The organism is Alkalibacterium sp. AK22 (genome assembly GCF_000585255.1).
Lineage (GTDB): Bacteria > Bacillota > Bacilli > Lactobacillales > Carnobacteriaceae_A > Alkalibacterium.
The window spans coordinates 84,591-110,781 of record NZ_JANL01000029.1; the positions used below are offsets into that span (position 1 = coordinate 84,591).

Consider the following 26,191-nt stretch of genomic DNA (forward strand, 5'->3'; position numbering starts at 1 on the left):
AAAGAAGGGTGAGAAATGAAGGTCCTTCATGTGCTTTACACCAATAAGCTCTCCGGGGCAGAAAATGTGGCAGGAGATATCTGCATGATGGTGGATGAGAATTTTGAGATGGCTTATTGTTCCTTAAATGGTCCGATTGCTGCTGCTTTAGCCGACAGGGGTATCCGTTTTCTACCGCTTGCCTCCTTCACGTACCGTGAACTAAAAAAAGTTATTCACTCCTTTAGCCCAGATGTCATACATGCCCATGATGTCAGAGCCACTGTTTTGGTGTCGCTGGTCGCTGGACCTATTCCATTCATTTCACACTTGCACGTAAATAATGGAGACATGAACAGACCTTCACGTAAAGCTTTTTTATACAAGTGGGCAGTAAGAAAAGCAGCTAAGGTTATTGCTGTTTCCGACAGCTGTTTTGCAGACTACGTGTATAATCAGGACATAAAAAATAAGACGGATATTTTAAAGAATATCATCTACCCAAATCGCCTAAATACATTAGCGGCCTATGATACCAATGACTATACATTCGATTTTATTTTTGTCGGTCGTTTAACAGATCAGAAAGATCCTGAGCGCATGGCCAAAGTAGCTTCAGAGGTGTTAAAAGCAGTTCCAAGTAGTCAATTTGGCGTGATTGGTGAAGGGGATATGAGAAAAGCAATGGAGAGTGTTTTTGAACAAGAAAAAGTCAGACACCAGGTTACATTTACCGGGCGTCTTGCCTATCCATATAAGGCCATGCAGTCATCAAGCTGTCTGCTGATGTGTTCAAAATTCGAAGGAACCCCCATCGCTGCATTGGAGGCGATGGCATTCAAATTACCTATTGTCTCTACACCCGTAGACGGGATGCAGGACTTAGTCACTCATGAGGAAACAGGATTCTTATATGCTGATGATGCCAATCTCAGTCGAGCGGTGGTCCGATTAGTGACATCTGAAGACTTGAGAAATGAAATGGGAGAAAAAAGCTACCATTTATATACAAAACTGAATGACCATGAACAATATAAAATGCAGATAGAACAGTTGTATCGTGAGGTTGCTGATCAAAGCTCACTCATACGAAGAGCGGAGGTTCCCTCATGAAAACGGTGGCTGTACTTGTCCCTACAATGGCAGGCGGAGGTGCAGAAAGAGTAGTGGCTACGTTAGTAAGGACAATCAATAGAGAAAAGTTTCGTATTCACCTGATTTTAGTAAGAGCAGAAGGGCCTTACATGGAGCTGCTGCCTGATACTATTAAAATAACCAGTTTAAATGCCGGGCATGTAAGATACGCGTTAATCAAGCTGACAAATGTGCTGAACACTGTTCAGCCGGACATCGTTTTTTCAACACTGGATGAACTTAATTTGGGGCTTGTCCTAATTAAGCCCTTCCTAAGAAAAAAACCTAAAATTATCTTGAGAGAAGCCAATACTCCTTCAAAATCCCTCAGCACCTTATCTCCATTAAAAAAGAAAAGTGTATTGTTTTTGTACACCCACTTTTACCCCCGAGCCGATCTCATCATCGCCCAGTGCATGGCGATGAGAGCAGATATACTCCATACCTACAAGCTTTCTTCTGAGAAAGTCACTCATATCTATAACCCCCTTGATATAGATACCATTATTAAGCAATCGTTTGAAGGTAATCCTTACCCAGAAGGGCTCATTCACCTCTTGGCTGTGGGCAGATTGAGTTATCAGAAAGGGTTTGACATTCTTTTAGAGGCTGTAAGGATAGTGTTACAAACAGAACCAACTGTTCACTTGACGGTCATCGGTGAAGGTAGTCTAAAGCAAGAATTGAGCACTCTTTCAGAAAAATTGGAAATTGATCAGCATGTTCAATTTTTGGGGTTCAAAAAGAATCCTTATCCCTATTATCGCTATGCAGATGCCTATATTTTGTCTTCAAGATGGGAAGGCTTCCCTAATTCGCTTTTGGAAGCTCTTGCATGCGGAACTAAAGTGGTGGCTACTGACTGTCCAAGTGGACCGAGAGAAATACTTCTGGACAATGCGTACGGTACTTTGGTTCCAGCAAGTGATCCACAGGCACTGGCCGAGGGGATTCTTCATACCATTAAAAGTAAAAATAAAAGTGGAAAGCGAGCTGAAGCTTACCGTGTCGAGGCAATTATTGAAGAATATGAAAAAGTCTTTAATACAGTGTAATGTTCACCACACTAGAGCCAGCGTACAGCTAGACAGGAGGAAAAGGTATGAAACAGAAAATTATTCAATTAATTGGTCATCTCCAAATGGGAGGAGCAGAATCACTTGTTACCGAATATGGGATGCAAATTGACCGGTCAGCTTTTGAACTGATTGTTGTCACACTAGAAAAAGAGCACCACACCTCAAACGAAAAAAAACTCAAACAAGCCGACATTCGAGTCATTTACTTGGGTGATGAGCTGCTGTTTCCCAACTCAACCAGACTGTTGGCCAGGCTGGTTCATAAAATGCAGCGTTATTACCGATGGAACAAACGGGTAAAGAAAGAACAGCCCCATATTATCCATTCCCACTTGCAAACCAATGAGTATTTAATACCTTTACCTACAAAAAAGAGAAATATTCAGCTTTTTCATACACTGCATAATGAGGTTGATGTCCACTTCAGAAAATCACAGAAAGTATACAGATGGTCTACCCGATACTGCATCAAACACAAGCAAATGCAGCTGATTGCTTTACATCATAAAATGATGGATGAGGCTAAGGAACTGTTTGATACGGACAGTGTGCTAGTGTTGCACAATGGAATCAACAGCAAGCGTTTTGAGATACCTGCTTTCGACTCGATGGATAAAAAAAAGCAATTGAATATCCCTGAAGAAACAAAGGTTATTGGACATATCGGAAGATTTACAGAGCAGAAAAACCACCTGTTTTTACTAGATATATTTAAGGAATGTCAAAGGCGTCATCCCCTAACTCATTTGCTGCTTATCGGCAGTGGGGAAAAAAGAGGGGAGATTGAACGCAAGATCAGACACATGCAGTTAAATTCGCATGTGACTATTTTAGAAAATCGGGCAGATATTCCTGAACTAATGAAAGTAATGGATGTGTTTCTGTTTCCTTCTCTGTTTGAGGGCTTTCCCATTGTCTTACTTGAAGCTCAGGCAGCCGGTGTAAGGTGTGTGGTGTCTGATAAGATAACGTCTGAAGTCTGCATCACTAATCTTATCCAAACGTGTTCACTAGCTGATTCGGTTGATTTGTGGGCAGAAGCTGTACTCACCCCTCAAAAAACCTCTAATGACACCTACAGGCTTGATCAGTTTGATATAAGTGAAATTATCTTGGAGTTGCAAAAACTGTATACAAGTACAGCTTCCATACACTTCTAATGGAAGGAGGCGAAGTGACAGTGGAGATAGGCAGAAAAAAAGCCACCATTCAAAATGCAGTCTTTGAATTTTCATATCAACTGGTGATGATCAGTTTTGGTTTCATCATTCCTCGGTTGTTTCTGACATACTATGGACCAACGATTCATGGCCTGACTTCTTCAATTACAAACGTGATGAGCTATGTGCTGCTTTTAAATGCAGGTTTGAATACGGCGTCTATCCAGGCTCTTTACGATCCTCTAAACAAAAAAGACATTAGACGGTTGAATGAAATATTAAACGCGATTCGGCAATATTACATTCAAACAGGCATGGCCTTTACTGCTTCCGTTGTCCTTCTAGCTTTGATCCTTCCTTATTTTATTCCTGAAGTCCCTGTCAATATTGTCTTCTGGCTAATGCTCGTCATGGGAATGCAGAGCACGCTAACATCGTTTCTGATCAGCAAACATACTGTTTTGCTGCAAGCAGATCAAAAGCTCTATGTAGCGACTCTGTTTAACATAGTGGCTCTTGTGCTCAGAGGGGTAATCCAGATTCTGCTTATACGCCGGGCTAGTTCAGTTATTCTAGTACAGGCTATTCCTACAATCGCGATCCTTGTCGTCATGCTGCTGCAGAATCACTATGTTAAACGACATTACAAAGGATTGGATAAACAGGTGAAAGGAGACAAGAGAGCACTGTCTAAACGCTGGTCAGCCTTTCTTCATCAGATTGCGGGTCTCGTGGTAAACAATACAGATATTCTGATTTTGACGATTGTCACAGGGGACATGGTTCTGGTCAGCATTTACGCAGTGTACCAGTTAGTGTTTTCTCACCTCTATAGTTTAATGAAAACAGTTTTTGCTCAAGGAAGTGTCGCAAGTTTTGGAAGTTTGATGCTTACACAGGATAGAGAGGCGTTAAAGTCGAACTATGAATTGTATGAATTTTTATACTTTAGTGTTGTTACAGTCATTTACTCGGTCACTTCCATCATGATTTTGCCTTTTGTCAGGCTCTATACTGCAGGAGCCAATGACGTTTCCTACAGTAATCCTACAATAGCCTTATTGTTCGTGGCCATCGGGATAGCAAATAATCTTCGGGTCCCAGGTGACACGCTAATCAATGCAGGGGGATATTTCAAGGAAACGCAATGGAGGGCAATGTTAGAAGCTGCTATCAACTTGCTAGTGTCGCTGATGCTAATTCAACGCATGGGAATTTATGGATTACTCGTGGGAACGATGGCATCATTTGGATACAGGACAATTGACATTATTTTATTCTCAAACAGGCAGATCCTAAAGCAGACAGCTAGAAAGACGTTTTACAGGGCGGCAAAGGTTATCCTCATTGTTTTGTTAAATGTCAGCGTATTTACCCTTCTCTTCCCTCTAAATATAGTGACGTGGCTCGATTGGATTCTTTCAAGTATCTATACGGGTATATTCTCAGTCGCAACTGCTGCTGTTTTTAGCCTAATATTTGAGAAGAAAAGCTACCACTTGTTGACTTATTCGCTCAAACAGATGCTCAAACTTAAAGCAAGCTAAAAATGATAGCCCATCAAAGGAGAATTCTTATGGATAAAGATATTACCTTGATTGAAGTGCTGCAGCTATTCAAAAAAAGACTGAAAATTATTGTAGGAGCCAGTCTAATAGGCTTATTGTTCATGATTGTATACTCCTTTATGCTGGCAGTACCTCAATACAGCTCAACCACTCAGCTGCTTGTTAATCGGTCGCAACTGGGAGAGGATATAAGAGAGAGTGATATATATACCAACCTTCAGTTAATCAATACCTATAGAGACATTATTCAAAGTCCCATTGTCCTAGACGAGGTTCAAGACAATTTAGACCTTAACATGGGCTACACTGAACTAAGTGAACGAATTGAAATCAGTACAACAGACACGTCTCAGGTCTTTTCAATACATGTGAGAGCTGACAGTCCTAATCAGGCCGCAAGTATTGCTAATAACATAGCAGAAACGTTTCGTATCAAAATCAATGAGATCATGAATGTACAAAATGTCACGATTATTTCTCAAGGGATTCCAAATACGGACCCTGTCTCTCCCAATATTATGCTTAATCTGACGCTAGGATTTATGCTGGGACTCTTTGCTGGTTTAGGATTAAGCTTCTTGCTGGAACTGATGGATAACACAATTAAATCAGACCAGTACATCTCTGACCAGCTGGGATGGTCAAATCTTGGTCAAATAAACGAAGTGACCTCAAGAGAGATGAAACAGTTTAAACAGCCTTCGGGAATAGAGCAAGGGACTTACCCGCCTAGGGTCAAGAGTAGAATATAGAGAGGAGTAAAGATAATGTCAGTAAACAGTCATAAACACCGTGTAGATAAGCAGACAGCCATCATTGTCAAAACAAAACCCGGTTCCGTCGTTTCCGAGCAGTTCAGAACCGTACGAACCAACATTCAGTATTCAATGGTAGATAAATCGCTTAAATCAATTGTCATCACATCAGCTGTTCAAGGTGCAGGTAAATCATTTGTTGCAGCTAATCTGTCATCGACTTTTGCTTTGGAAAACAAAAGAGTGCTACTGGTAGATGCGGACTTGAGAAAGCCAACCGTGCATCGAACCTTTAATTTTAATAACCACAGTGGGCTGACAACGTTATTGACGCATCCAAACGAAGCTTTGTCCGATCTTGTTTATCTTACCGATATGGGAAACTTATCTGTTTTGACGAGCGGGCCGATTCCGCCAAACCCTTCCGAACTTTTAGCCACAAAGCGTATGGAAGAGCTAATTGAAATGATGGAAAGTGAATATGATTTGGTTATTTTCGATATGCCACCAATCTTAGCAGTTACTGATGCTCAAATCATGTCTGGGAGAGTGGATGGGGTCATTTTTGTTATTCCAAATGGCAAGGCTACAAAAGATGAGGTGATGAAGTCAAAAAAAATGCTCGATATGATCCATGCTAATGTTATAGGAGCAGTAATGAATCGAATGGTTCCTTCCAAACACTCTCATTATTACTATAAAGAATAGTCAAAGGATTACGGTGAGTTGATTGCTGTAAGGAAACACACAAGAGCAAATAAACAACCGCCTCAAACAGGGATAATTATTCATTACCTGTTTGGGGCGGTTGTTTATAATGTTATTTACGCTTTTTCTTTTTAGCTTGCTTTTTAAAGTATGCCAGTCTGGCTTGTTTATTTCGGGCAATCTTTTCCTGTGTAGATAAAGCCGGCGCTTTTTGAGCAGGTCTGGACCATGCATTGGTCTGTTGAGCTGTCTGGGTCTCCTGAGACTTAGGTGCTGCTGTTTTTTGAGCCTCGTTTGAATCGGCTGCTTCTTTAGAAATCGAGGGACTCTCAGTAGCCTGACTTTTCGCTGATTCAGGTATCCAGGCTGAACCGTCGACATTGTAAACTAATCCGTGCTCAATTAGTAAGCGTAAGCTTTCTTGCTGCTCTCGGGAAAGGGCATCGCTGTAGAGGTCAAAGCTGTCTTCTGTAGTCAACTGAGCCAATAGTGCCTGCAAATCAGCATCTGCTTTAAGCAGTTCTTTTGCAGCTGCGTCCATCCATTCAGTCAGGGCAGATACAATTTCGGCTTTCTTCCAGCTCTTGGCAATGTCGAGGTCGTGGCGCTCGATGAAATAAGCCAACTGCTTTTTAGTGTACAGCTGATTGGCAGCTTCTTGTGTACTCTCTTCAGGGGCTTTCTTGATTTCCATTTCTTGAATTGTATTTAGTGTGTTCTGAGTCATGTTGTTTTTCTCCTTTTACGCTGATTCTATAAGTCTAACACAAAAAACGGCTGAGGTTAACTGGTTATTATTCAGTTGAAATTGGGAGCGGATTCAGTATCTAACGCGTGCAGAGGGGTGTGAATGTGATCCGCCAGCTTTTTTTTAGTTCGTCTATACATAAAGAGAGCTGTTTATCGTTTCAAATAGCATAAAAGTAGTGTGTAAAGGTTTGGGAAAACAGCGTACTTCGTATTATAAGAGGTGTTCCTATCATCGCTAAATCATTTATTATGGTAAAAGAAACTCTTGATGAAGAATATATATGACACGATTATAGGATTAGCAAAAGCAATCAGTTGAAAAAAGATGATCACTTTAACTGAGTAGGAAGCGGGCAAAAGAGTTATCGTCCGCAAAATGATATGTAAATCAGATGGCACAGAAAGCACCCCCTTCAACGGTAAAATAGAAGGTGCTCACTCACGGTGCTAGTCAGTGATTTAAGTCCTGGAAGATAGTCTGGAAATGGAAGAGGTCAGTTAACATACATAAAGAGAGACAGCTCAGAATAGCCTGGGCTGTCTTTTTATAGCGCTCACTCCTTATCAGTATAATAAGAAGTGTATGAGAATAGGGAAGTGAATAGACTTGTTCAAATAAGGAACAGTCCATATTCGCGCATGTCTGTGCATTCAGCTCTTTTCGTGCCTGCTTTGGGTTTTTGAATGAGAAAGCCTTCAAGCATATAGTAAAGGCATACAGGGCCTTGTATAAATAAACTAGAGAAGATCTTCAATAAAGGAAAACAAGATGAGCAGACAATTAAGTGAAGAATTGGAACAGGATTTTTTCTTTGTGCATAGTGGGATTGTATACGGTGCGGTTAAAACATGCGGGATACGTTATGATCACCCAGATTATGATGACTTAGTCCAGACCGGACTAATCAAACTGGTTGAAGCGTATCAAACGTATCCAGAGGACTTGCTGCAGGAAGAATACATTTATCAGTTCACCGGCTATGCTTTTCAGAAAGTTCGGTGGGCATTAATTGATGAACTGAGAAAAACGTCTAGGCAGCAAAAGAGAGAAACCGTGCTGCCGGATTACGATAGTGTAGGCGAAACTGAACGGGGAGTATCTATGAATGAGGATTGGCTGGTCTGGGAATTATTGCCATCCATGCTCAGCTTGCTAACAGAAAACGAGCAAGGCTACCTGAAAGATGCAGTCATCAAGCAGCTGAGTGTAACGGAAATTGCATCAACTTACGGTGTCAGTAGAAAAACGGTTTACCAGTGGAAAAAACGCATAGCCGTTAAACTCGACAGCTTTAAGCATATTTTAAAACAGGGATAAGGAGGAAAAAGATGAGTAAAACAGTGATTATCGATGCCGGTCATGGCGGAGCAGATTCGGGTGCGTCCGGTTTTGGGGTTCAGGAAAAAGAGTGGGCTTTAAAAATCAGTTTGTATCAGTATGAAAGGCTTAAGGAACTGGGAGCACAGGTATATATGACGCGCCAGAGTGATCATTCACTGAATCACATGCAGCGGGTCTCCAAAATAAAGGACCAGTATGATGTCTGTCTGTCCAACCACTGGAATGCATTCAATGGTGCAGCGAGAGGAGTCGAAACAATCTATTCCGTTCGGGCCCAACCGGCATTTGCGGAAGACTTGGCCAGACGACTGGTCAGTGCGACCGGTCTGCCGTTAAGACGGGCGTTCTCAAGAGAAATCAAAAAAGGCGTCGATTATTATTTCATGCACCGTCTCACTGGACGCACGGAGACCGTCATTATTGAATACGGCTTTATTGATAACCGCGAAGATCACCAGCTTTATTTAAATGAAGACGTATTTACAGCAGCGGCGGAGGCCGTGATTGAAGGGGTATGCAGCAAAGTGAACATACTCTATCAGTCTCCAGCTGCCAGAGTCAAGACGGCTAAAAGCGTAAACGCGGCTGACGGTGGCGATAAGGGGAGTACCCCGGTACTAATAAATCAACCCCATAGTGGTGTCTGTCCTGATACTTATATTGGCAGACGACTGCGCAGTGTCCACGAAGGAAAGCTAAGGTTTTACAGTAAGCCAAGCTGGCAGGACAAGGATGTTTATGGCTACTTGAATAAAGGCCTGGGATTTCCAGTAGTAATGGAAAAAATCCCAGTTGGCAGGGGCGAACAGTACAAGGTCAGAAATTCCCGGGGTCAGATCTTTTATGTCACGGCCAGTTCACGTTTTGTTGAACTGATATAAATAGATGAAATAGAGAGCAGTAGCCTGCCTGTGGGTTACTGCTTGTTTACAGTTTAGGTGCAGCGGATGTAAACTCAGCTGTTTTGATAGGTTAGGCCAAAGTCCTGTGGTATAATACAATTTCACTGAAAGATACGTTAAACAAGTGTACGAGAGTTCCTCGTCAAGGTTGAGCAATCAGCAAGATAAAATAACGTATGTATTATATTGCTTAATATTTTTATTAAATATATAATAAAAATAAGCTGTCTGTATTCAGGACAAAAAAATATAAAAAGGGAGTTAAGATAAAATGAAAGTAAAAAAAGCAGTCATTCCAGCAGCAGGTTTTGGCACACGATTTTTGCCTGCAACAAAGGCCATGCCAAAAGAGATGCTGCCGGTTGTTGACAAGCCGACCATTCAGTATATCGTTGAAGAAGCCATTGACAGTGGGATTGAAGAAATCATGATCATTACGGGTAAAGCTAAGCGCGCCATCGAAGATCACTTTGATCATTCTGTAGAGCTGGAACTTGAACTGGAGAAAAAAGGAAAAGCAGAGCTTTTGGAACTCGTGAATAACATTTCCGATATGGTCGACATTCACTACATAAGACAGAAAGAAGCCAAGGGTCTGGGTCATGCTATTGCTTGTGCGAAAACGTTTGTGGGGAACGAACCCTTCGCTGTCATGCTGGGGGATGATATCGTGCATACGGAAGATACGCCTTGCCTGAAGCAGATGATTGACTGTTATGATCAGTACGGGTCAAGCGTTCTGGGTGTGCAGACAGTCGCTGATTCAGAAGTCAGCAAATACGGTATCGTCGACGGCAAGCAGCTTCAAGACAATGTTTATTCTGTCAAAGGGCTGGTCGAAAAGCCCTCTGTTGAAGAAGCACCATCTAATGTTGCTATTTTAGGTCGCTACATCATCAATCCTGAAATTTTTGATATCCTAGCAGAAACGCAGCCTGGTAAAGGCGGCGAGATCCAACTGACGGATGCCTTGATGGAGCTGGCTTCAAAAGAAGACATGGTGGCTTATGATTTTGAAGGCAAGCGTTACGACGTTGGGAATAAGCAAGGGTTTTTGGAAGCAACGGTTGAAACGGCTCTGAGAAGAGAAGATTTAAGAGAAGAGTTTCTGGCTTACCTTGAAACGTTAGTTGAGAAAGAATCGGTTAAACAAAAATAACACCTGAAAAGCTCTGACTGTATATGGGTCAGAGCTTTTTTGTGTGCATGTATGTTAAGTAAATCACATGTTAGTGTATACGATGGCCTCTGCCTTTTTTTACCGGGAACCGGTCCATAAATTTAGGTTTTCTAAATCCCTCTCTTGCTTCTTCAAGGTAGGGATTGTCCACTCCGAAAATACCTGTCAGGACGTGCTGGACCTTGAAATAAATCATATAGTCGAGATATTCAAAAAAAGTCAGGGGAGGGGCCTGAAAGGATGTGCGCAGCAGTTCTTTTTGAATCAGATTATCCGGTGGCTGCTGTACCTTGATGTACTGCTGTGGATATAACAATAAAATATGATCAGCTAAGGCATTTTGAACACGGAGCATGTCACAGGCAACAGACAGCTGTTTTTTGAACGTCGCCTTTTTCAAAGAGAGATTCAGCAAAGGGTACTGGTGATGATACAAAACAGTCGCAGACTGATCACTGGCGTAATAGACATCAGTCATGTGATGCAAAGCATACCAGCTGGCTGACTGCTTACTTGCTCCCCTGTCGGGCACAAAGCAGGTATCCCCATATAGATAGGGCAGGCAGTGGAAGTGCCCCAGTGTATTGCCGAATTTCTGCATAGAACGATAGGGTAACTGGCGGGATTCAAAGTAACGGGTCATGATTGCAGCCGTTGATTCCATCGACTTTTTAGGAGCATCATCAAGTTGAAACAGGATGGAGTTGTAAGCCGTATGCTGCTGACTGCTAATATCCATAACATAATAAGTCTGCCCCGTTGGAAAAAGTGCCTCTGCAGGTAAGCTGATATCCAGTAACTGATCAAGTTCTTCAGTGGAGTACCGGTCATAGAGGATAGGGACTGGGGGAATAAAATAATGATCCAATGTCTGCTGCTTCATGGGCATCAGGTTGCAATCTGTTAAAGTGTCAGTGTGCTTGGATAGTAGAGTTTCCTGGCATTTTCTGAAATACTGATGAGCGTCTCGAATATAATAAGCATCTTTCAAGTGGTTGCTCCTCCCATAATATGATTAATTATATTGTATCCGCTTTCTGTCTCTTAGTCTATAGTTTTTTGGCCTAAATGTCATCATAATTTTGTAAAAATGCTCTTATATTTACATATTTAAAAAAAGAAAAGGACAAAATGAACATAAACCTGTACAGGTTCTATTTTACCGTTAAATAGTTACAGACGAGCAGAAGACGTCCTGGCTTACAGGACGCCTGAGAAGATTATCTAATGAAAATACTGTATACTCAGTTAAATAAGTGGAAATAGGATGGGCTACAAAAGTAGTCTAGTCAGACATCAAGAAAAACTTAACAACACAGAGACACTAAAGAGGAGTGAGGATAATGAGAAAAAGATGGCTGCTTGTGTTTTTGCTGCCGTTTGTACTCTCAGGTTGCAGCGATAATTCAGAAGATACCTTCAATACTCATTATCAGGCAGGTATGGACCAACTGATAGCCGAGAATTATCCGGGAGCAGAAGCCTCCTTCCAGGAAGCTCGTGAAATTAGGCCCGACGATACGCGCATCATGAATCTAATGTATCAGATTGAGCACTATCAAAATGGAGTCGAATTTTATGATCTAAATGACTATGATTCAGCAATCGAACAGCTGAACTTTGTGATCGACAGGGAAGATGGATCAGAGGAAATGGTAGAGCGGGCAGCAGAATTGGCCGTAAGTGCTCAGGCAACACTGGAACAGTTAATAATGGCGTCACGGGTGGAAGGGGCTCTGGCAGAAAGCAGTAGCGAGGCTCTGACGGATACAGAAGAGCCCGTTCGTCAGGATAGTATAGACTCCGAAGGGGACAACGCTCTAACTGAACAGGGTGCCAGCATCGATACCAGCAACGATTCTACAGCAGTAGAAAGTAAGGAGCTGGTATTTGAGGATTTCCAGGGGACTTACATCATGTTTTACGGCGAACCTTTTGAGTCAAGAGCTTACTTTATTATTGAGATAGCAGATGTAGAAATTCGTGAAGGCTTTGCGCTTTCAGAGTACTCAACGATGATCATTAATGACTACTGGGTAGACGGGGATACATTGACGGTTGATGCAACCTCCTACGGCTTCCACGGGGAACCGGAAGACACTGATATACATGAATACAAAGTACGAATGAACGACAGAAAAGAACTTTATTTCGACGGAGCGGATGTTACCATGTACGAGGTAAGCGACCAGGAACTTGAAAGTATATTGAACTTATAGACACGTCAGCAATCATATGTAAAGCCGGGCAGGTGCCTGGCTTTTTCTATATGAAAATTATAGGCGGCAAAAAACAATTGCCTTTTTCTGCAATTCCGATAAGCTGAAAGAGTAAGGAATAACATAAATAGGAGTGCTATTTTGAATAAAGAAATGAACCGATTGCCAAAAGATTTTTTATGGGGCGGGGCAGTGGCTGCTCATCAAATTGAAGGGGCTTACAGGTCCGGAGGGAAAGGACTGTCAACTGCCGATGTTATGACAGCCGGCGACGTTGATACGAAAAGAAAAATAACTGCAGGTATAAAAGAGGGGGAATATTATCCCAATCATGAGGCTTCAAACTTCTATCACCGCTATAAAGAGGATATCCAGCTGCTCAAAGAGCTGGGTCTGAAAGCATTTAGGACCTCAATCAACTGGGCACGAATTTTTCCAAAAGGAGATGAACAGGAGCCAAATGAAGAGGGCCTGCAGTTTTATGATGACCTGTTTGACGAGCTGCTTAAGCAGGGGATCGAGCCAGTCATCACGCTGTCGCATTTTGAAATTCCCTACCATCTCCACACCGAGTATGGAGGCTTTAAAAACCGAAAGCTGATAGATTTTTTTGTCCATTATGCACAGACCGTCATGACACGCTACAAAAATAAAGTCAAGTACTGGATGACGTTCAATGAAATCAACAACCAGATGGATTCATTTGACGAGCTGCACACATGGACGAACTCAGCTGTGCGTTTTGGTGAAGAAGACAATAAAGAAGAAGTGACTATTCAAGCCAGTGTCAATGAACTGATCGCCAGTGCTAAAGCTGTCAAAATCGGGAAAGAAATCAATCCCGACTTTCAGATTGGCTGCATGATGGCCTATGTTCCTGTTTATCCTCTGTCAGCTCATCCGCATGACCAGCTGGCTGCGGTAAAAATGATGGAGCGCCGCTTTTTTTACAGTGATGTGCATGTGCGCGGGGAACTGCCGGCTTATGCACTTGCCCGGTGGAAAAAGCAGGGCTATAAGATTGTCTATACTGAAGAAGACTTGAACGCACTGAAGCAAGGCACAGTAGACTATATCGGCTTCAGCTACTACATGTCCCATGCGGTGACGACCTTGCCTGACGTTGGTGGAGAAGCCGTCAGAGATTATCCGGGAGCCAAAGATACTGCGAATCCCTACTTGACTGCGAACGACTGGGGCTGGCAAATTGATCCGACCGGCTTGCGCTATACGCTTAATATCGTTTACCAGCGTTATAACAAACCGCTTTTTATAGTTGAGAACGGCATGGGCGCTTACGATAAAATCGACAGTGACGGAAAGATCTGTGATGACTACCGGGTCGACTATTTAAAAGCGCACATCAAAGCCATGACGCTCGCCGTGAACGAGGACGGTGTGGACCTTATGGGCTACACTCCTTGGGGCGTGATTGATATCGTCAGCTTCGGTTCAGGCGAAATGGAAAAACGCTACGGCTTCGTATATGTCGACAAAGACAACCAGGGAAAAGGCTCGTTAAAGCGGATCAGAAAAGAATCTTTTGGCTGGTACCAGCAAGTGATTAAGCAAAATGGTTTGGGGGATGAATGATCTTGTGAGCATGCGAGGAGCTGTTGCTTGAGTCACGGGACTAAGCCATGATTTAGTTACACTTTGAGGCTTGGTTATGGAGCTGGGAAATAATTGTGACCGCTGTCAGGTTGTGGTATAGTAAATTTTATAAATAACAAAGTATAGTTAATATGATTGTAAAAAATGACTCGTGCATGTAGTTCACTTTATACTATTTTGAAGTTTAAAGGGGAGTTGAAGCTATGCAAACGCCATATTTTTTGTTAGATAAGCAGCTGCTGGATGCTAATTTAGTAAGTTTTAAAGATGCTTTAAATCGTATATGGGCACACTCTAGTATCGGTTATTCTGTAAAGACTAACTCTATGCCTTGGTTATTAAAGTATCTTAAAGGACAAGGGTTACAGGCTGAAGTCGTATCAGATGAAGAATATGAGCTCTCCTTGCTTTGTGGATTCGCTGAAACGGAAATCATCTACAATGGTCCAATTAAAAGTGAAGACTATTTCATCAGTGCCGTTAGAAAAGGCTCTATCGTGAACATAGACTCTAAAAATGAGCTAGCCTGGTTCAAGGCGCATATAAAGGAATCCAACAGCAATATTGGAATAAGGATAAATGTAGATACCTCTATATTTGATGAAAGCGATGTGGCTTACACAAACGAGGGCTTTAGGTTTGGTTTCTCTGAAGAAAATAGGGACCTAGCTCAGGCTATAGATATATTAAGGTTGGGTGACGAGAAGAACAGAATTGGACTTCATTTTCACTGTAACAGTGTGTCAAGAAGTGTGGATGTATACCGAAAAATTGCCTTATATGCTAAGGAACTGATTCTGAAGTACAACATAGATCCTTCATTTATTGATGTGGGAGGAGGTTTCTTTGGTGGAGTAGAGGGGAAGCCGGGTCCAGTAGATTATGTCAATGTCATTTATGAGGAATTGAAAAATGTAGTCGATGTTGAAAAAACTAAACTTATAGTTGAACCAGGATCGGCAATTATTGGCTCTGCCGTGAGCTTTCATACCTCAGTTATCGATGTCAAGGACACGTCCAAAGCAACGGTAGTCACTACAGACGGCAGCAGAATCAACATCGATCCGTTATGGGCGAAAGATAAGTATGATTATGCTACTGAATCAGATTATGACGCTAGCAAGATTAAAAGCAAACAAATAATCTGCGGATATACTTGCATGGATCACGATCGAATCATGTCTATTACCGGTGGGCGGGCTCTTTCAATTGGAGATCGTATCATCTACTCTAAAGTAGGGGCCTATACTATGACTTTTGGGGGACCGTTTATCAAATACTTTCCTGAAGTGTATGTGGAAGACAGCGGGGTTAGTCAGCTAATCCGAAAAAGAATGACTGTGCAGGACTATTACACTATTCAAAACGGTTAGAGAATAATCAAGTATAGTAAACAAGTTTATTTCACAATTAGGGAGCGAGGTATTATGAATATATTACTGTGTAGTGTAGGGAGAAGAGGGGAATTAATAAAAAATTTCAAATCCTCGCTTGGCGAAAGGTCTACAATCGTTGCAACTGACTGTGATCCTACTGCGCCGGCTTTATATATAGCTGACAAGCCATATATTGTTCCTGAGATTACAGCTGACAACTATTTGACCACACTGCTTGAGATTTGTGAACGTGAAAAGATTAAAGCAGTAACAACGTTCATTGATCCAGAAATTAAATTACTATCTGAGAACCGCGAGCGCTTTAGTGCTTTGGGGGTAGAAGTGCTCGCACCGTGCAGAAAGACTGCATCTATCTGTTTTGACAAGTACGACATGTTTAAATATATAAAGCAGTGTAATATTAAAACAGTCAAAACCTATCCGAGTTTTGAAGCGTTTTTTGTTGATTATCAGTCTCAGGAAATTGATTTTCCTGTATTTGTCAAGCCGCGAACAGGAAGTGGAAGTGTCGGTGCTACTAAAGTAAAATCGCTTGATAGACTGAAACTCCTATGTGAGGACAATCAGGATTTGGTTATTCAAGAATTTATGGAAGGGACAGATATAAGTGCAGATGTCTATGTTGACACTGTGCAACACAGGCCGGTCAGTGTTTTTCTTAAAAGGAAACTAGCTACGACGATTGGTGGGGCAAACAAGACCATCTCATTTAAAGATGAAGCACTTTTTGAAATGATAGATGAACTTACGCAATACTTTGATTTTAGAGGCCCCATTGATATTGATTTTTTCTATAAAGAGGGTGAATACTACTTGTCGGAAATTAATCCGAGATTTGGCGGAGGGTATGTGCATGCTCATAGGTGTGGCGTCAATTTTATCAAGCTTATCAGCAACAATATAAAAGGCTTTGAGAATGAAAGAAACATGGGAGACTATGAAGAGAATGTCTTGATGATGATGTATGACAGCGTCGTCATAAGAAAAGAGCAAGATCTCGCTTAACTGTTTTAGGTGGGTCAAGTAAATAACGCTGGTGGGGAAACTTGCTAGCGTTATTTTTTTTAGTCATGTCAGATGTCTCTACCTTCTTGCATCATTCAAAACGGCCTTCAGTCTGGTATTCATATAGCCTCCTGTTTTTGCTGATATGGATACCAGAATTTAATGATTAACCTTGTTCGATCTGAGGCATAAAGAGACTAAGGATGACCGATTATTTTAATTTTATCTTTTTATTTGGAAGCGATTGAAAACGCTTCAGAGATTCGCTAGGGTTATGTTACCGGTTAGTTAATTCAACAAACTAACTATCATAACGGATCATTTATATCAATCCGCATCACTAAATATTAACCTTGCCGGAAAGTTGATTTTTAGTATAAAAGGGGGAAGTAGAATGAGGACGGATAGCCGGCACAGCAAGAAAAGTGGAGATAAAAGATGAAACAAACGGATCGATCATAAAAGTCACTTTATATGGCACAGCGGTGAGATGCGATCAACAGACTGTCGAGAGCAGCTGAATGAATACATCCATTAAACCATCAAAAATAATTGTTTGAAAGTGTTTATTGTTCAAAGCTTTGTAAACGGTTTCTGGTGGAACGGGTACTGAAATTAAAGGTGGTATGAAATAGGAAAAACTGAGGAGGGCCAAACGTGGAAACAAATAGTCAATTACACTGATATTGATTATATGAGCTTTTCAGGCATGATGCATGGCTACCTTGCTTTTGATTCGCAAGGACAGTTGCTGACCCCTTTTCGGACATGGAGAAATACGACAACGCAGAAAGCATCCAAGGAACTGACCGAACTATTTGCCTTCAATATTCCACAAAGATGGAGTATTGCGCATCTGCATCAGGCTATTTTGGATAAGGAAGAGCACGTCAAGGAGATTGCTTACCTGACGACCTTGGCCGGTTACATCCACTGGAAGCTGACCGGTGTCAAGGCTGTGGGTGTTGGTGAAGCATCCGGCATGTTTCCTGTAGACAGTCTGACCGGTCAGTTCGATCAAAATAAAATTGACGCTTATGATCAGGCTATTCAGCATGTGGACAAAGGCTGGACCCTTTTGGATATTTTACCAGATATTTTAAGTGCCGGGGAATCAGCTGGTAGTTTGACAAAAGAAGGAGCCATTCTGATCGATCCTTCCGGTACACTGAAACCAGGCGTGAGATTCTGTCCGCCAGAGGGTGATGCGGGAACAGGTATGGTAGCCACGAATGCTGTAGCAGAACAAACCGGTAACGTGTCCGCTGGTACATCAGTATTTGCTATGCTCGTACTAAAGAACAGCCTGCTTGACTACTATGAAGAAATCGACATGGTCACCACACCGGCAGGTAAGCCGACAGCCATGGTTCACTGCAATAACTTTACGACAGATATCAATGCCTGGGCAGGCTTGTTCAAGGATTTATTTGAAAGTTTTGGATTTGAAGTCTCAGACAGCCAGTTATTTCATACGCTTTTCAATAAAGCTCTGGAGGCGGAGCCTGATAATGGTCAGCTGATGAGCTGCAACTACTATTCAGGTGAACCGATTACAGGACTGGAAGAAGGACGGCCTTTGTTTGTGCAGATGCCGGACAGCACATTGAGCCTGGCAAACTTTATGCGCACGCAAATCTACTCTGCTTTAGCCACGTTAAAGCTCGGAATGGACACTCTGATTCTTGAGGAAGGGGTCAGTATCAAACAAATTGTTGGGCATGGAGGATTTTTTAAAACGGCTCATGTCGGTCAGCAGATGATGGCTGATGCTTTAAATGCATCCATCTCAGTGACGCAAAGTGCAGGAGAAGGAGGCCCCTGGGGAATGGCTTTGCTGGCAAGCTATCTGATCAATAAAGAAGCGGAAGAAAATCTGGAAGACTTTCTTTCTGACAAAGTATTCAGCCAGCAACAGTCCCACGCCATCAAACCGCAAAAAGAGGGACAGGCAGCCTTCAAAGACTTTCTGCTTCGGTACAAGGAACTCTTGAAAGTGGAAAAAAGTGCTGTAAGCCATATGCAGTAAGCTTACATTTTAAAAATAAGAGGTAAAAAAATCACCGGTAAATCAGAGAATCGACTCTCCTGATTTTACCGGTGATTTACTTTGTCGTCCTTGTACACTGAAACACACTGAGTTAGTTACATAGTCTGATCATAAGAGTAGGCTAAAAGGGGGCTGTGAGTGTTATAAAAGCCTATTCGGTAGCCGACTGTTCAGCTGAATAATTAAGATCATGCCTTCTGTCTCTGATTAGTTGTGGCTATATTTCATTAAAAGTATAACGCGATTTGGACCGGTTCATGTCCATTATGCGGTCAATTTCTTTAACTAAGGGAGCCATATGATGTCCACTTAATTTCCTGTGCATAGCGATAACCGGCTGAGAAATATTTATCTTCGGAGTTGTTGCAGTAACTAATATATCAAACTCATACGAAGATAATTGTTTTTTTGTCAGTCGGGTTCCTGAAAAGACTTCAACTGTGCAGGCCCGCTCAAGTTTGGACCGGAGCATACTGGCAAGATTATTTGCATGCCTTAAACTGATGGGGCTGTAAACTAATAGGCGGCACACGGAGTAATTTTCGTATAAATGCAGGGTGAGTTGATCCCATCGGTTTAAAACAGTTGAGAGCAAAGTTTGTACATTGACATTCTGTTCGCTCAGCTCATAGTCCAGGTACATTGTTTTGAGCACTTGATTCAGCTGGTCATAAAACAAGGGATAATTCCATTTGTAAAAACCGACCAGGGAAAGATCACGTGAAGGGAATAGTAAGTAGTTATCGAGCGCTCTCTTGTAAGGAATTTTCGAATAGTTAAAAAGCATTTCATCGATTTTTTCAGATAGTTGACTGAAGTCAATCTTCGGTAGTTGGAAATTAGAAGCTATTTTCTCAAGATCCTCCATAAATTTTAAAGCGGCATGTTGATTAAAAAAGGACAGCGGTTTGTCCGTATAAGATTTAAAGTAATAGAACATGTAGTAGGTATATAGTTTGGTGTATTCAGCATGCTTATCTTTGGGTAAGTGTAAAGTTGAAAGCCAACGGTCTACGTGTTTAGTGACTTTAAGCAGTTCACTGGTATCAATGGGGGACTCGTTCAACTTCGAGTTATATATATCAAATCCTTTGCGCTCTCGAATTAGGCTGACCGCCGTAAATACTTTGAAGCGGTGAAAATTGACCGTTTCAAATTTAATAGAGGAAAGAGCCGTCAACGAATCCATAATCGCTGATACTTCCTCGAAATCTACCGATTCAAACGGCCAATACTCATATCCATATGCTTCAATAAAATATGTAGTAAAGAAACGACGGATCAAATATTCGTCTCCTTGTATAGTATACGGATTCGTTTGTATTGACAGCCCAAATTCACGCATTGCGGAATTTGCTGCTTGTACGCGTCTATTCAAAGATGAGGTGCTCAAATACAGCCGGTCCTCAAGTTGCTTAGCAGAGAGTTTAGTATGAAAAAATAGAAGTTCCAGCAAGTTGAATCCTAACGCCCTTTGAATCAGTTGGTTCTGAAAATAATCAATACAGTAGTGTCTGGGCAGACGGATTTCCAGTCCATCATTGTTTGTATGGAGTACACCTCCGGCAGCTTCCACATGTTTCCTCACTTCTTTTAAATCGTCAACCGTGCTCCGTCGGGAAGCCCCGGTAATCTTGGTTAGGTCTTCGATAGTCTGTGTCTCTTCTGCGTAATAGAGATGTTCGATGATTTGATACTGCTTTTGTTCTTTAGAAGAAATTAGCTCCCACATATTCATCATCCTCCTACTCATTTAAATTCATAATAGCACAAAAGATAATTGTTTATACATGAAAACAGGTGTCAGATTCATTATTTGCCTTGTAGTGTGCAAATAATGAACGATTTCGTATGAATATTTTTGCTAAAATGCGTTTTACTTAGAATTTAAACTATATTAAACAGGGGGAAAAAGATGAAGCGTATAATGCATGCAATGATAACGATCATGTTGTTTATTCAGCAACTGGCTATGATACCTTTTACGGTGATTGCCGAGGACTGGTCGAATGACAAAGGCCTTCAGATAGACTCAATAACTATTATAGATAATGACACACTGGAAACAGTCGATTCTGTTATCGATGGTGACAGCATCAAGATTGCTGTCCAGTATGAGAACACCACTGAAGAGAAACAGAGTAGACACATTGAGCTACCCGAAGCAATACATGTGCCGTCTTCAGATGGAGACTTGCTTGATGAAGAAACAGGAGAATCTATAGGTACATACACGCTTTCACCAGACTATATAGATTTAACTGTAATAGAGCAAACAGCAGGCAGCTTTTTAGTGGATGCGACTATAGACACAGGAACTGATGAAGAAGCAGCAGTTGCGTTTATATTTGCAGCAGATGGTGAACGTTTCGAGCAGACACTAACAGTCAAGCCTCAGAAAACTACTGAGACGATTGAGTTTGAAGAAGCTAGACATGACGAGGCAGAAGAAGATAATAAGGATTCCGTAGACACGGAAGAGGATCAATCAGATTTCAGTGCCTCTAATGAGCATACTTTTGAGGATCTTGAAGAGGATGAACGCGATAAAGAAGAACAAGCTGAACAGACGGATGAACAAATAGATGAAGAGGTTACCGATGAAGCGAATGCTTCAACCGAGGAAGATTCCCAGGATGAAATAGAAGAAGGGCGCGCAACAGAAGAGCAAGTACGCTTCACTGATGTCCGCTTTACGGACAGAGAAGGGACCGTCTTCAATGCAGACAACCCATTGGATTTAAATGCGTCATCCATTGGACGACTGGATTTCAGCTGGTTTTTGATTGATGGACATACAGTTAGCGCTGGAGATACGTATACCTTCAATTTGCCGGATGAATTTAGACCGGTGTCAGGCACGAGTGGCTTGCTTGGGGATGTTGGCACCTGGTCGGTCACACAGGAAGGAACCGTTCTGTTTACCTTCAATGAAGGCGTTGAAGGGGATGATGTAAGAGGGTCGTTTTTCTTTGAAGTAGCTCTTGATGAAGAGGCACTAAGCGATCAGATTCAACAGGAAATTGCTTTTGACATTGTTCCGGAATTTGTCGTTAGTTTTCCTGTTATTCCTAAAAATAGCCGCCTGATTGATAAAGAAGGAACAATAAACAACGAAGGATTCAACTCAACGGAAGCTTTTTGGACGATTGACATCAATACAGCACTGGATACAATGGTCAATCCGGTTGTATCAGATCAGTTGCCTGAATTTATGGCTTACCAGTCGGATAGCCTGGAAATCACAGTACTACGCATGACTCCTCAAGGAGAGCGCATTGAGGAAGAGCGTCTAGATACTGCGGCCTACTCCGTGAGCGTAGAGGAAGGCAAGTTGGTGATAGACTTAAGTGGACTAAATGAGGACCAGTTGAGACAAGCTTACCGTATACGCTACACAACGGACATTATTGAACCAGAAACAGGTTTTGATGGAGCCCAGACGTTTACAAATAGTGCTGTGCTTGCAAGTGATGGGCAAAACCATACCACAACGTCTACTGTAAGCAGTGGTTACGGTCTTGCTATCGAGAAGCTTAGTCCAAGATATGATTCTACTTTACAAACATTTGACTGGACTATTAATTATAACTTTAATGAAAAACTGATTGATCAAGGTAGCGCTACTCTAGCAGATACATGGACACCAGAGAATGTCATGGCTTTGAAAGAAGGTTCTTTCCAAGTCTTCGAGGTGTCAATAGACAATCAGGGGCAGCCGATACGATCTGCCAGTCCAGTTTCTTCTTCTTTATACACCTTGGATATCCGTGCAGACAACTCAGGTTTTGATCTACAGTTCAATGACTTAATTGACCGGCAGGCTTACCAGATTGTATACACGACCCGTTTAACAGGCCAGCAGGGAACCGGCATCGTCGAAAGCGGAGGTCGAGTGATTAACGAAATCCTTACCGGAACAGAGGCTTCCAGTGGTTCCAGCGGCGCCTTTGGCCAGCAAGGGCTAAGAAAGCGTCATGTGGCTACAGATATTGGCAGAAAACAAATAGACTGGGAACTGCGCATCAACAGAAACAGTTATACAATGAATAACCTTGTACTGACAGATACTTTTGAAGGAGATGGTCTATCGCTCTTACCCAATGACGATAACTACTCGGGATTCGAGTTGAAATTGTTAACGATAGAGGGTGAAGAGTTTACGGGCTATACGATTGATTATACTGAAGCGCAGGCAGAAGAAGCGGGTGGGTTTGTACTCACCTTCACTGAATCAATTGATTTTCCACTCACTTTGCGCTACTCTACACGCTTTGAGCGGAATTCAGACGGAACAGCGACTTACGCTAACACAGCGAAGATTGAATGGGAAGAGGGAGACCGTACTTTTAGTAGCGATTCAGGTCGAGTCAGCTCTGGAAGCACGGGGCTGACAGCCTCCAATGGGGTTAAAAACGGACGCTATAATGCAGTAACAAGAGAAACAACCTGGTCTGTGTTTGCGAATTACGCCAGACTACCTATTGGTGAAGATTTTGAAATAAGAGACCGGTTGCCGGGTAACCAGCAGTGGCTCATGGATTCTTTTGAAGTCTTTTCTTATGAAGTTGCGGCAAATGGAGACCGGATCAATGAACAAGTCCTCAATGATAATCAGTTTACACTTGAGTTTGTTGAAGACAATGAAGTCTTTGTAGTCAGTCTGGATGACTCTCTAAAAGGGGAGCGGCTAGCTGTTGGTGTCCGCTTCAATACAGAGTTCACCGATGGCTGGGTCAGAGATGCAGTCATTGATAATGTAGCGACTGTGACAAACAATGAGGAAACGATTCGCCTGGAAGCCTCGGTTGAAGTACCTTTTGGCGGTGTGTTTGCGGACAAGTCAGGCCAGCAGACAGGACAGTTTAGTGAACGTATTGATTGGGAAATTAAACTAAATCCCAATCGCTCGCGTGTAACAGAGTTTAAGCTGACGGATACACCGGATTTGAACGCTCAGCTTGTGCCGGAATCCTTTGTTTTGTATCAGGCAGATGTTTCAGCAGACGGCGTCTTGTCAAAATCAGAAACAATCCTGACTGAAGGACAAGACTATAATCTGGTTCTTGCTATAGATGAAGAAACAGGAGAACAGTCTTTTGAGCTGACATTCCCTTCGGAAATTACTGAAGCCTATATTTTAACTTACAGCTCTCTGATTGATCCACTAGTCAGCCAGGGCGAAGCCATCACCAATGCGTTCAGAGTAGAAGGAAACACTGTGGAGTTTCTGGAGTTGACTGATGAGGAAATCTCAGTTTTTAAATCCAACCAGGGAGGTGGAGACGGATCTAGCATTCGAGGAAGCCTGCTCATTCAAAAAGCTGATCCGGCAGAGACGTTACTTCCAGGAGCAGAATTTGAACTCTTAACTGAACGAGGCAGTCAAGTACTCCGACGAGGACGAACTGATGAAAACGGTCAGCTGAGATTTGGAGGTTTGAGACGTGGGACATACCTTCTCCGTGAAGTAGAGGCCCCTGAGCGTTATGTGATTGATGAAGATCTAGCTGCTGGACGCCTCATTACATTGAATCATGATGAAGATGAACAGGTAACTGAATTTTCTGCTCAAAATAGACGTACCCAGGTGGATATCAGAAAAGTGTCCCCTTCAGGTAGGATTCGCTCAGATTTTGTGTTCTCCGTTCTATCCGAAACAGGAGAGGTTATTCGAGAAAATATATTAGCTGAGAACGGGAGAGCAGTCGTTGAGGATCTCGATCCTGGTCAGTACTTTGTACAGGAAGTACAAGCGCCTGAGGGCTTTATTTTAAACACAGAGCGTTTCCCATTTACGGTAGCCATTAAGGAAGATGGCACCCAGCCCGTTCCAACTATTGAAATCATGAATTATCAGGGCCAGGTTAGATGGCAAAAGGAAGATCAAGCAGGCAATGCTTTAGCAGGAGCTCGTTTTGAAATAAGAAACAGCAATGGGGATAGTGTTGCCGAGCCTGTATCAAACCGAAATGGGCGAGTGCAAGTATCTAATCTTGCTCCAGGAAACTATACTGTAAGAGAAACACGTTCAGCTGAAGGATATATAAGAGACACCGACGAAAAGAGTTTTTCCATTACAGCTGAAAACAGTGGACAACCCGATATTGTTCAGCTAAGTAGCTGGACGAACTATCAAGGCACTGTCCGTTTGATTAAAACCGATGCATCGGGAGAAATCCTGCCCGGTGCAGTATTTGAACTTAGACAGGGTGATCAAGCTATATCTGAATGGACAACAGATGAAGCAGGCGTCATCACAGTCGAGAACTTAGAACCAGGGGAGTACAGCTTTGTAGAAGTTCAAGCCCCAGAAGGCTTTGCAATCAACACTGAGCCTGTTACTTTTGAGATAAAGTCTGAACATTCAGGAGAGCCTGTATTGATCATGCTTGATGATTTTATAAATTATCAGGGGAGTATCGAGTTGATCAAAACAGACAAAGATGGAGCGGGCTTATCAGGTGCTGTTTTTGAAGTAAGAGATGATAATGATTTGCTGATCCAAGATGGTATTGTTTCAGGAGACAACGGAAGTATCCGTGTGACTGATTTAGCTCCGGGTTCATATAGGTTAAGAGAAATTCAGTCTCCCGAAGGTTTCATTACAAACACGGAGCAGCTGGAATTTGAGATCAGTGACCGCAATGCCGGAGAACTGGAAACAATAGATCTGGGAACCTTCGAAAACTTCCAGGGAGACGTGCTGCTTCAGAAAACAGATGCAGAAGGAGCGCCCCTCGAAGGTGCACGCTTTACTTTGTATAAAGAGGGTGAAAGGCTGTTTAGTGATTTGATTACGGACGACTTGGGGATGCTGGAAGTTAAGCAGCTGGCCCCAGGTTCATATCGCCTAGTTGAGTCTCAGGCACCTGAAGGGTTTATAAAAAACACGGTGGAGCGTTTGTTTACCGTGCCTAATGAGCATACCGGCGTGCTAGAAACTATTGAAGTTGATCCAGTAATCAACTACCAAGGAAGCATACGACTGGAGAAAACAGATCAGAATGGAGAGGCTCTAGCTGACGCAACATTTGATTTGCTGAAAGAGGGCGAACGGTTATCCGAATGGACAAGCAATCAGGAGGGCATCATTGAAATCAATGATCTGGCTCCAGGAGACTATACTTTAGTTGAAACGAGCGCGCCTGATGGTTTTATCAGAAACACCACGCCTGTCAGCTTTCAGATTTTTGCCGAATCAGAAGATGAACCTGAACAGCTCGATTTAGGAAGCTTTGAAAATGTTCAAGGTAGTGTCCAGTTCCAGAAAATCACAAGTCAGGGAGAAGCCTTGTCGGATCCTGTCTTTAGTCTTTACCGAGATGGCGAAAAGGTAAGAACAGACA

General features: G+C 42.3%; 18 protein-coding genes. 15 read left to right on the forward strand and 3 right to left on the reverse strand.

Translation table 11 applies throughout. The annotated features are described in order from the left end of the window. Positions 1 to 15: 15 nt before the first annotated feature. From ADIAL_RS06120 to ADIAL_RS06145, 6 genes are read left to right on the forward strand one after another with little or no spacing between them, the layout of a single operon-like run. Positions 16 to 1,092, forward strand: a complete 1,077-nt coding sequence (locus ADIAL_RS06120; protein ID WP_034301315.1) for a glycosyltransferase — start codon at positions 16 to 18, stop codon at positions 1,090 to 1,092. Beyond that, entirely contained in the window at positions 1,089 to 2,168 is a 1,080-nt protein-coding gene (locus ADIAL_RS06125) for a glycosyltransferase (RefSeq protein WP_034301318.1), read from the forward strand. Before ADIAL_RS06120 ends, ADIAL_RS06125 begins: the two co-directional genes overlap by 4 nt. 47 nt (positions 2,169 to 2,215) lie before the next feature. Continuing rightward, on the forward strand, positions 2,216 to 3,352 hold the full coding sequence (locus tag ADIAL_RS11055) for a glycosyltransferase (protein WP_051503759.1): 1,137 nt from the start codon (positions 2,216 to 2,218) through the stop codon (positions 3,350 to 3,352). 20 nt (positions 3,353 to 3,372) lie between these two features. Then, positions 3,373 to 4,899: a lipopolysaccharide biosynthesis protein gene (locus ADIAL_RS06135; protein ID WP_034301322.1), complete on the forward strand. Its 1,527-nt coding sequence runs from the start codon at positions 3,373 to 3,375 to the stop codon at positions 4,897 to 4,899. A 29-nt stretch (positions 4,900 to 4,928) separates the two neighbouring features. Next, positions 4,929 to 5,672 carry a YveK family protein gene (locus ADIAL_RS06140; RefSeq protein ID WP_051503760.1) on the forward strand — a complete coding sequence of 248 codons (744 nt, stop codon included), beginning with the start codon at positions 4,929 to 4,931 and terminating at the stop codon, positions 5,670 to 5,672. A gap of 15 nt (positions 5,673 to 5,687) precedes the next feature. Continuing rightward, positions 5,688 to 6,383, forward strand: a complete 696-nt coding sequence (locus ADIAL_RS06145; RefSeq protein ID WP_034301324.1) for a CpsD/CapB family tyrosine-protein kinase — start codon at positions 5,688 to 5,690, stop codon at positions 6,381 to 6,383. 112 nt (positions 6,384 to 6,495) lie between these two features. On the opposite strand, the gene ADIAL_RS06150 is transcribed toward ADIAL_RS06145, so the two are convergent. Further along, the gene (locus ADIAL_RS06150; RefSeq protein WP_034301328.1) at positions 6,496 to 7,110 is read right to left on the reverse strand and encodes a hypothetical protein; all 615 of its coding nucleotides are present in this window, start codon (positions 7,108 to 7,110) and stop codon (positions 6,496 to 6,498) included. Positions 7,111 to 7,902: 792 nt separating this feature from the next. On the opposite strand from ADIAL_RS06150, the gene ADIAL_RS06155 reads away from it, so the two are divergent. The 3 genes from ADIAL_RS06155 (at position 7,903) to galU (ending at position 10,536) form a co-directional block, all read left to right on the forward strand. Next, the gene (locus tag ADIAL_RS06155) at positions 7,903 to 8,451 is read left to right on the forward strand and encodes a sigma-70 family RNA polymerase sigma factor (RefSeq protein WP_034301330.1); all 549 of its coding nucleotides are present in this window, start codon (positions 7,903 to 7,905) and stop codon (positions 8,449 to 8,451) included. Between the two features lie 11 nt (positions 8,452 to 8,462). Then, complete coding sequence (locus tag ADIAL_RS11060) at positions 8,463 to 9,356, forward strand: N-acetylmuramoyl-L-alanine amidase family protein (protein WP_051503761.1); 894 nt, start codon at positions 8,463 to 8,465, stop codon at positions 9,354 to 9,356. A gap of 292 nt (positions 9,357 to 9,648) precedes the next feature. Next, positions 9,649 to 10,536 carry a UTP--glucose-1-phosphate uridylyltransferase GalU gene (gene galU, locus ADIAL_RS06165; RefSeq protein ID WP_034301332.1) on the forward strand — a complete coding sequence of 296 codons (888 nt, stop codon included), beginning with the start codon at positions 9,649 to 9,651 and terminating at the stop codon, positions 10,534 to 10,536. 70 nt (positions 10,537 to 10,606) lie between these two features. On the opposite strand, the gene ADIAL_RS06170 is transcribed toward galU, so the two are convergent. Next, positions 10,607 to 11,548, reverse strand: coding sequence for a hypothetical protein (locus ADIAL_RS06170; protein WP_034301334.1), 942 nt, complete (start codon positions 11,546 to 11,548; stop codon positions 10,607 to 10,609). A gap of 352 nt (positions 11,549 to 11,900) precedes the next feature. Between ADIAL_RS06170 and ADIAL_RS06175 the strand changes: the two genes are divergently transcribed. The 5 genes from ADIAL_RS06175 to ADIAL_RS06195 all read left to right on the forward strand — a co-directional run bounded on the left by ADIAL_RS06175 (position 11,901) and on the right by ADIAL_RS06195 (position 18,821). Then, positions 11,901 to 12,776: a tetratricopeptide repeat protein gene (locus ADIAL_RS06175; RefSeq protein ID WP_034301337.1), complete on the forward strand. Its 876-nt coding sequence runs from the start codon at positions 11,901 to 11,903 to the stop codon at positions 12,774 to 12,776. 153 nt (positions 12,777 to 12,929) lie between these two features. Further along, positions 12,930 to 14,369, forward strand: coding sequence for a 6-phospho-beta-glucosidase (locus ADIAL_RS06180; RefSeq protein WP_034301392.1), 1,440 nt, complete (start codon positions 12,930 to 12,932; stop codon positions 14,367 to 14,369). 224 nt (positions 14,370 to 14,593) lie between these two features. Then, the gene (locus tag ADIAL_RS06185) at positions 14,594 to 15,763 is read left to right on the forward strand and encodes a diaminopimelate decarboxylase (RefSeq protein WP_034301339.1); all 1,170 of its coding nucleotides are present in this window, start codon (positions 14,594 to 14,596) and stop codon (positions 15,761 to 15,763) included. A 54-nt stretch (positions 15,764 to 15,817) separates the two neighbouring features. Beyond that, positions 15,818 to 16,792: an ATP-grasp domain-containing protein gene (locus tag ADIAL_RS06190; RefSeq protein ID WP_081757708.1), complete on the forward strand. Its 975-nt coding sequence runs from the start codon at positions 15,818 to 15,820 to the stop codon at positions 16,790 to 16,792. Between the two features lie 667 nt (positions 16,793 to 17,459). Beyond that, positions 17,460 to 18,821: a xylulokinase gene (locus tag ADIAL_RS06195; RefSeq protein ID WP_269317647.1), complete on the forward strand. Its 1,362-nt coding sequence runs from the start codon at positions 17,460 to 17,462 to the stop codon at positions 18,819 to 18,821. A 238-nt stretch (positions 18,822 to 19,059) separates the two neighbouring features. Here ADIAL_RS06195 and ADIAL_RS06200 read toward each other — a convergent pair whose 3' ends face one another. Beyond that, positions 19,060 to 20,574: a helix-turn-helix domain-containing protein gene (locus ADIAL_RS06200; protein ID WP_034301345.1), complete on the reverse strand. Its 1,515-nt coding sequence runs from the start codon at positions 20,572 to 20,574 to the stop codon at positions 19,060 to 19,062. A gap of 183 nt (positions 20,575 to 20,757) precedes the next feature. Between ADIAL_RS06200 and ADIAL_RS06205 the strand changes: the two genes are divergently transcribed. Continuing rightward, positions 20,758 to 26,191: SpaA isopeptide-forming pilin-related protein (locus ADIAL_RS06205; protein WP_034301347.1), on the forward strand; the 5,434-nt coding region annotated here is incomplete at its 3' end.

Bases quoted from the DNA above. Each gene is read 5' to 3' on its own strand.
- ADIAL_RS06120 (WP_034301315.1), top strand. From the start codon at position 16: ATGAAGGTCCTTCATGTGCTTTACACCAATAAGCTCTCCGGGGCAGAA.
- ADIAL_RS06140 (WP_051503760.1), top strand. From the start codon at position 4,929: ATGGATAAAGATATTACCTTGATTGAAGTGCTGCAGCTATTCAAAAAA.
- ADIAL_RS06125 (WP_034301318.1), top strand. From the start codon at position 1,089: ATGAAAACGGTGGCTGTACTTGTCCCTACAATGGCAGGCGGAGGTGCA.
- ADIAL_RS06150 (WP_034301328.1), bottom strand. From the start codon at position 7,110: ATGACTCAGAACACACTAAATACAATTCAAGAAATGGAAATCAAGAAA.
- ADIAL_RS11055 (WP_051503759.1), top strand. From the start codon at position 2,216: ATGAAACAGAAAATTATTCAATTAATTGGTCATCTCCAAATGGGAGGA.
- galU (WP_034301332.1), top strand. From the start codon at position 9,649: ATGAAAGTAAAAAAAGCAGTCATTCCAGCAGCAGGTTTTGGCACACGA.
- ADIAL_RS06185 (WP_034301339.1), top strand. From the start codon at position 14,594: ATGCAAACGCCATATTTTTTGTTAGATAAGCAGCTGCTGGATGCTAAT.
- ADIAL_RS11060 (WP_051503761.1), top strand. From the start codon at position 8,463: ATGAGTAAAACAGTGATTATCGATGCCGGTCATGGCGGAGCAGATTCG.
- ADIAL_RS06155 (WP_034301330.1), top strand. From the start codon at position 7,903: ATGAGCAGACAATTAAGTGAAGAATTGGAACAGGATTTTTTCTTTGTG.
- ADIAL_RS06200 (WP_034301345.1), bottom strand. From the start codon at position 20,574: ATGTGGGAGCTAATTTCTTCTAAAGAACAAAAGCAGTATCAAATCATC.
- ADIAL_RS06145 (WP_034301324.1), top strand. From the start codon at position 5,688: ATGTCAGTAAACAGTCATAAACACCGTGTAGATAAGCAGACAGCCATC.
- ADIAL_RS06175 (WP_034301337.1), top strand. From the start codon at position 11,901: ATGAGAAAAAGATGGCTGCTTGTGTTTTTGCTGCCGTTTGTACTCTCA.
- ADIAL_RS06180 (WP_034301392.1), top strand. From the start codon at position 12,930: ATGAACCGATTGCCAAAAGATTTTTTATGGGGCGGGGCAGTGGCTGCT.
- ADIAL_RS06190 (WP_081757708.1), top strand. From the start codon at position 15,818: ATGAATATATTACTGTGTAGTGTAGGGAGAAGAGGGGAATTAATAAAA.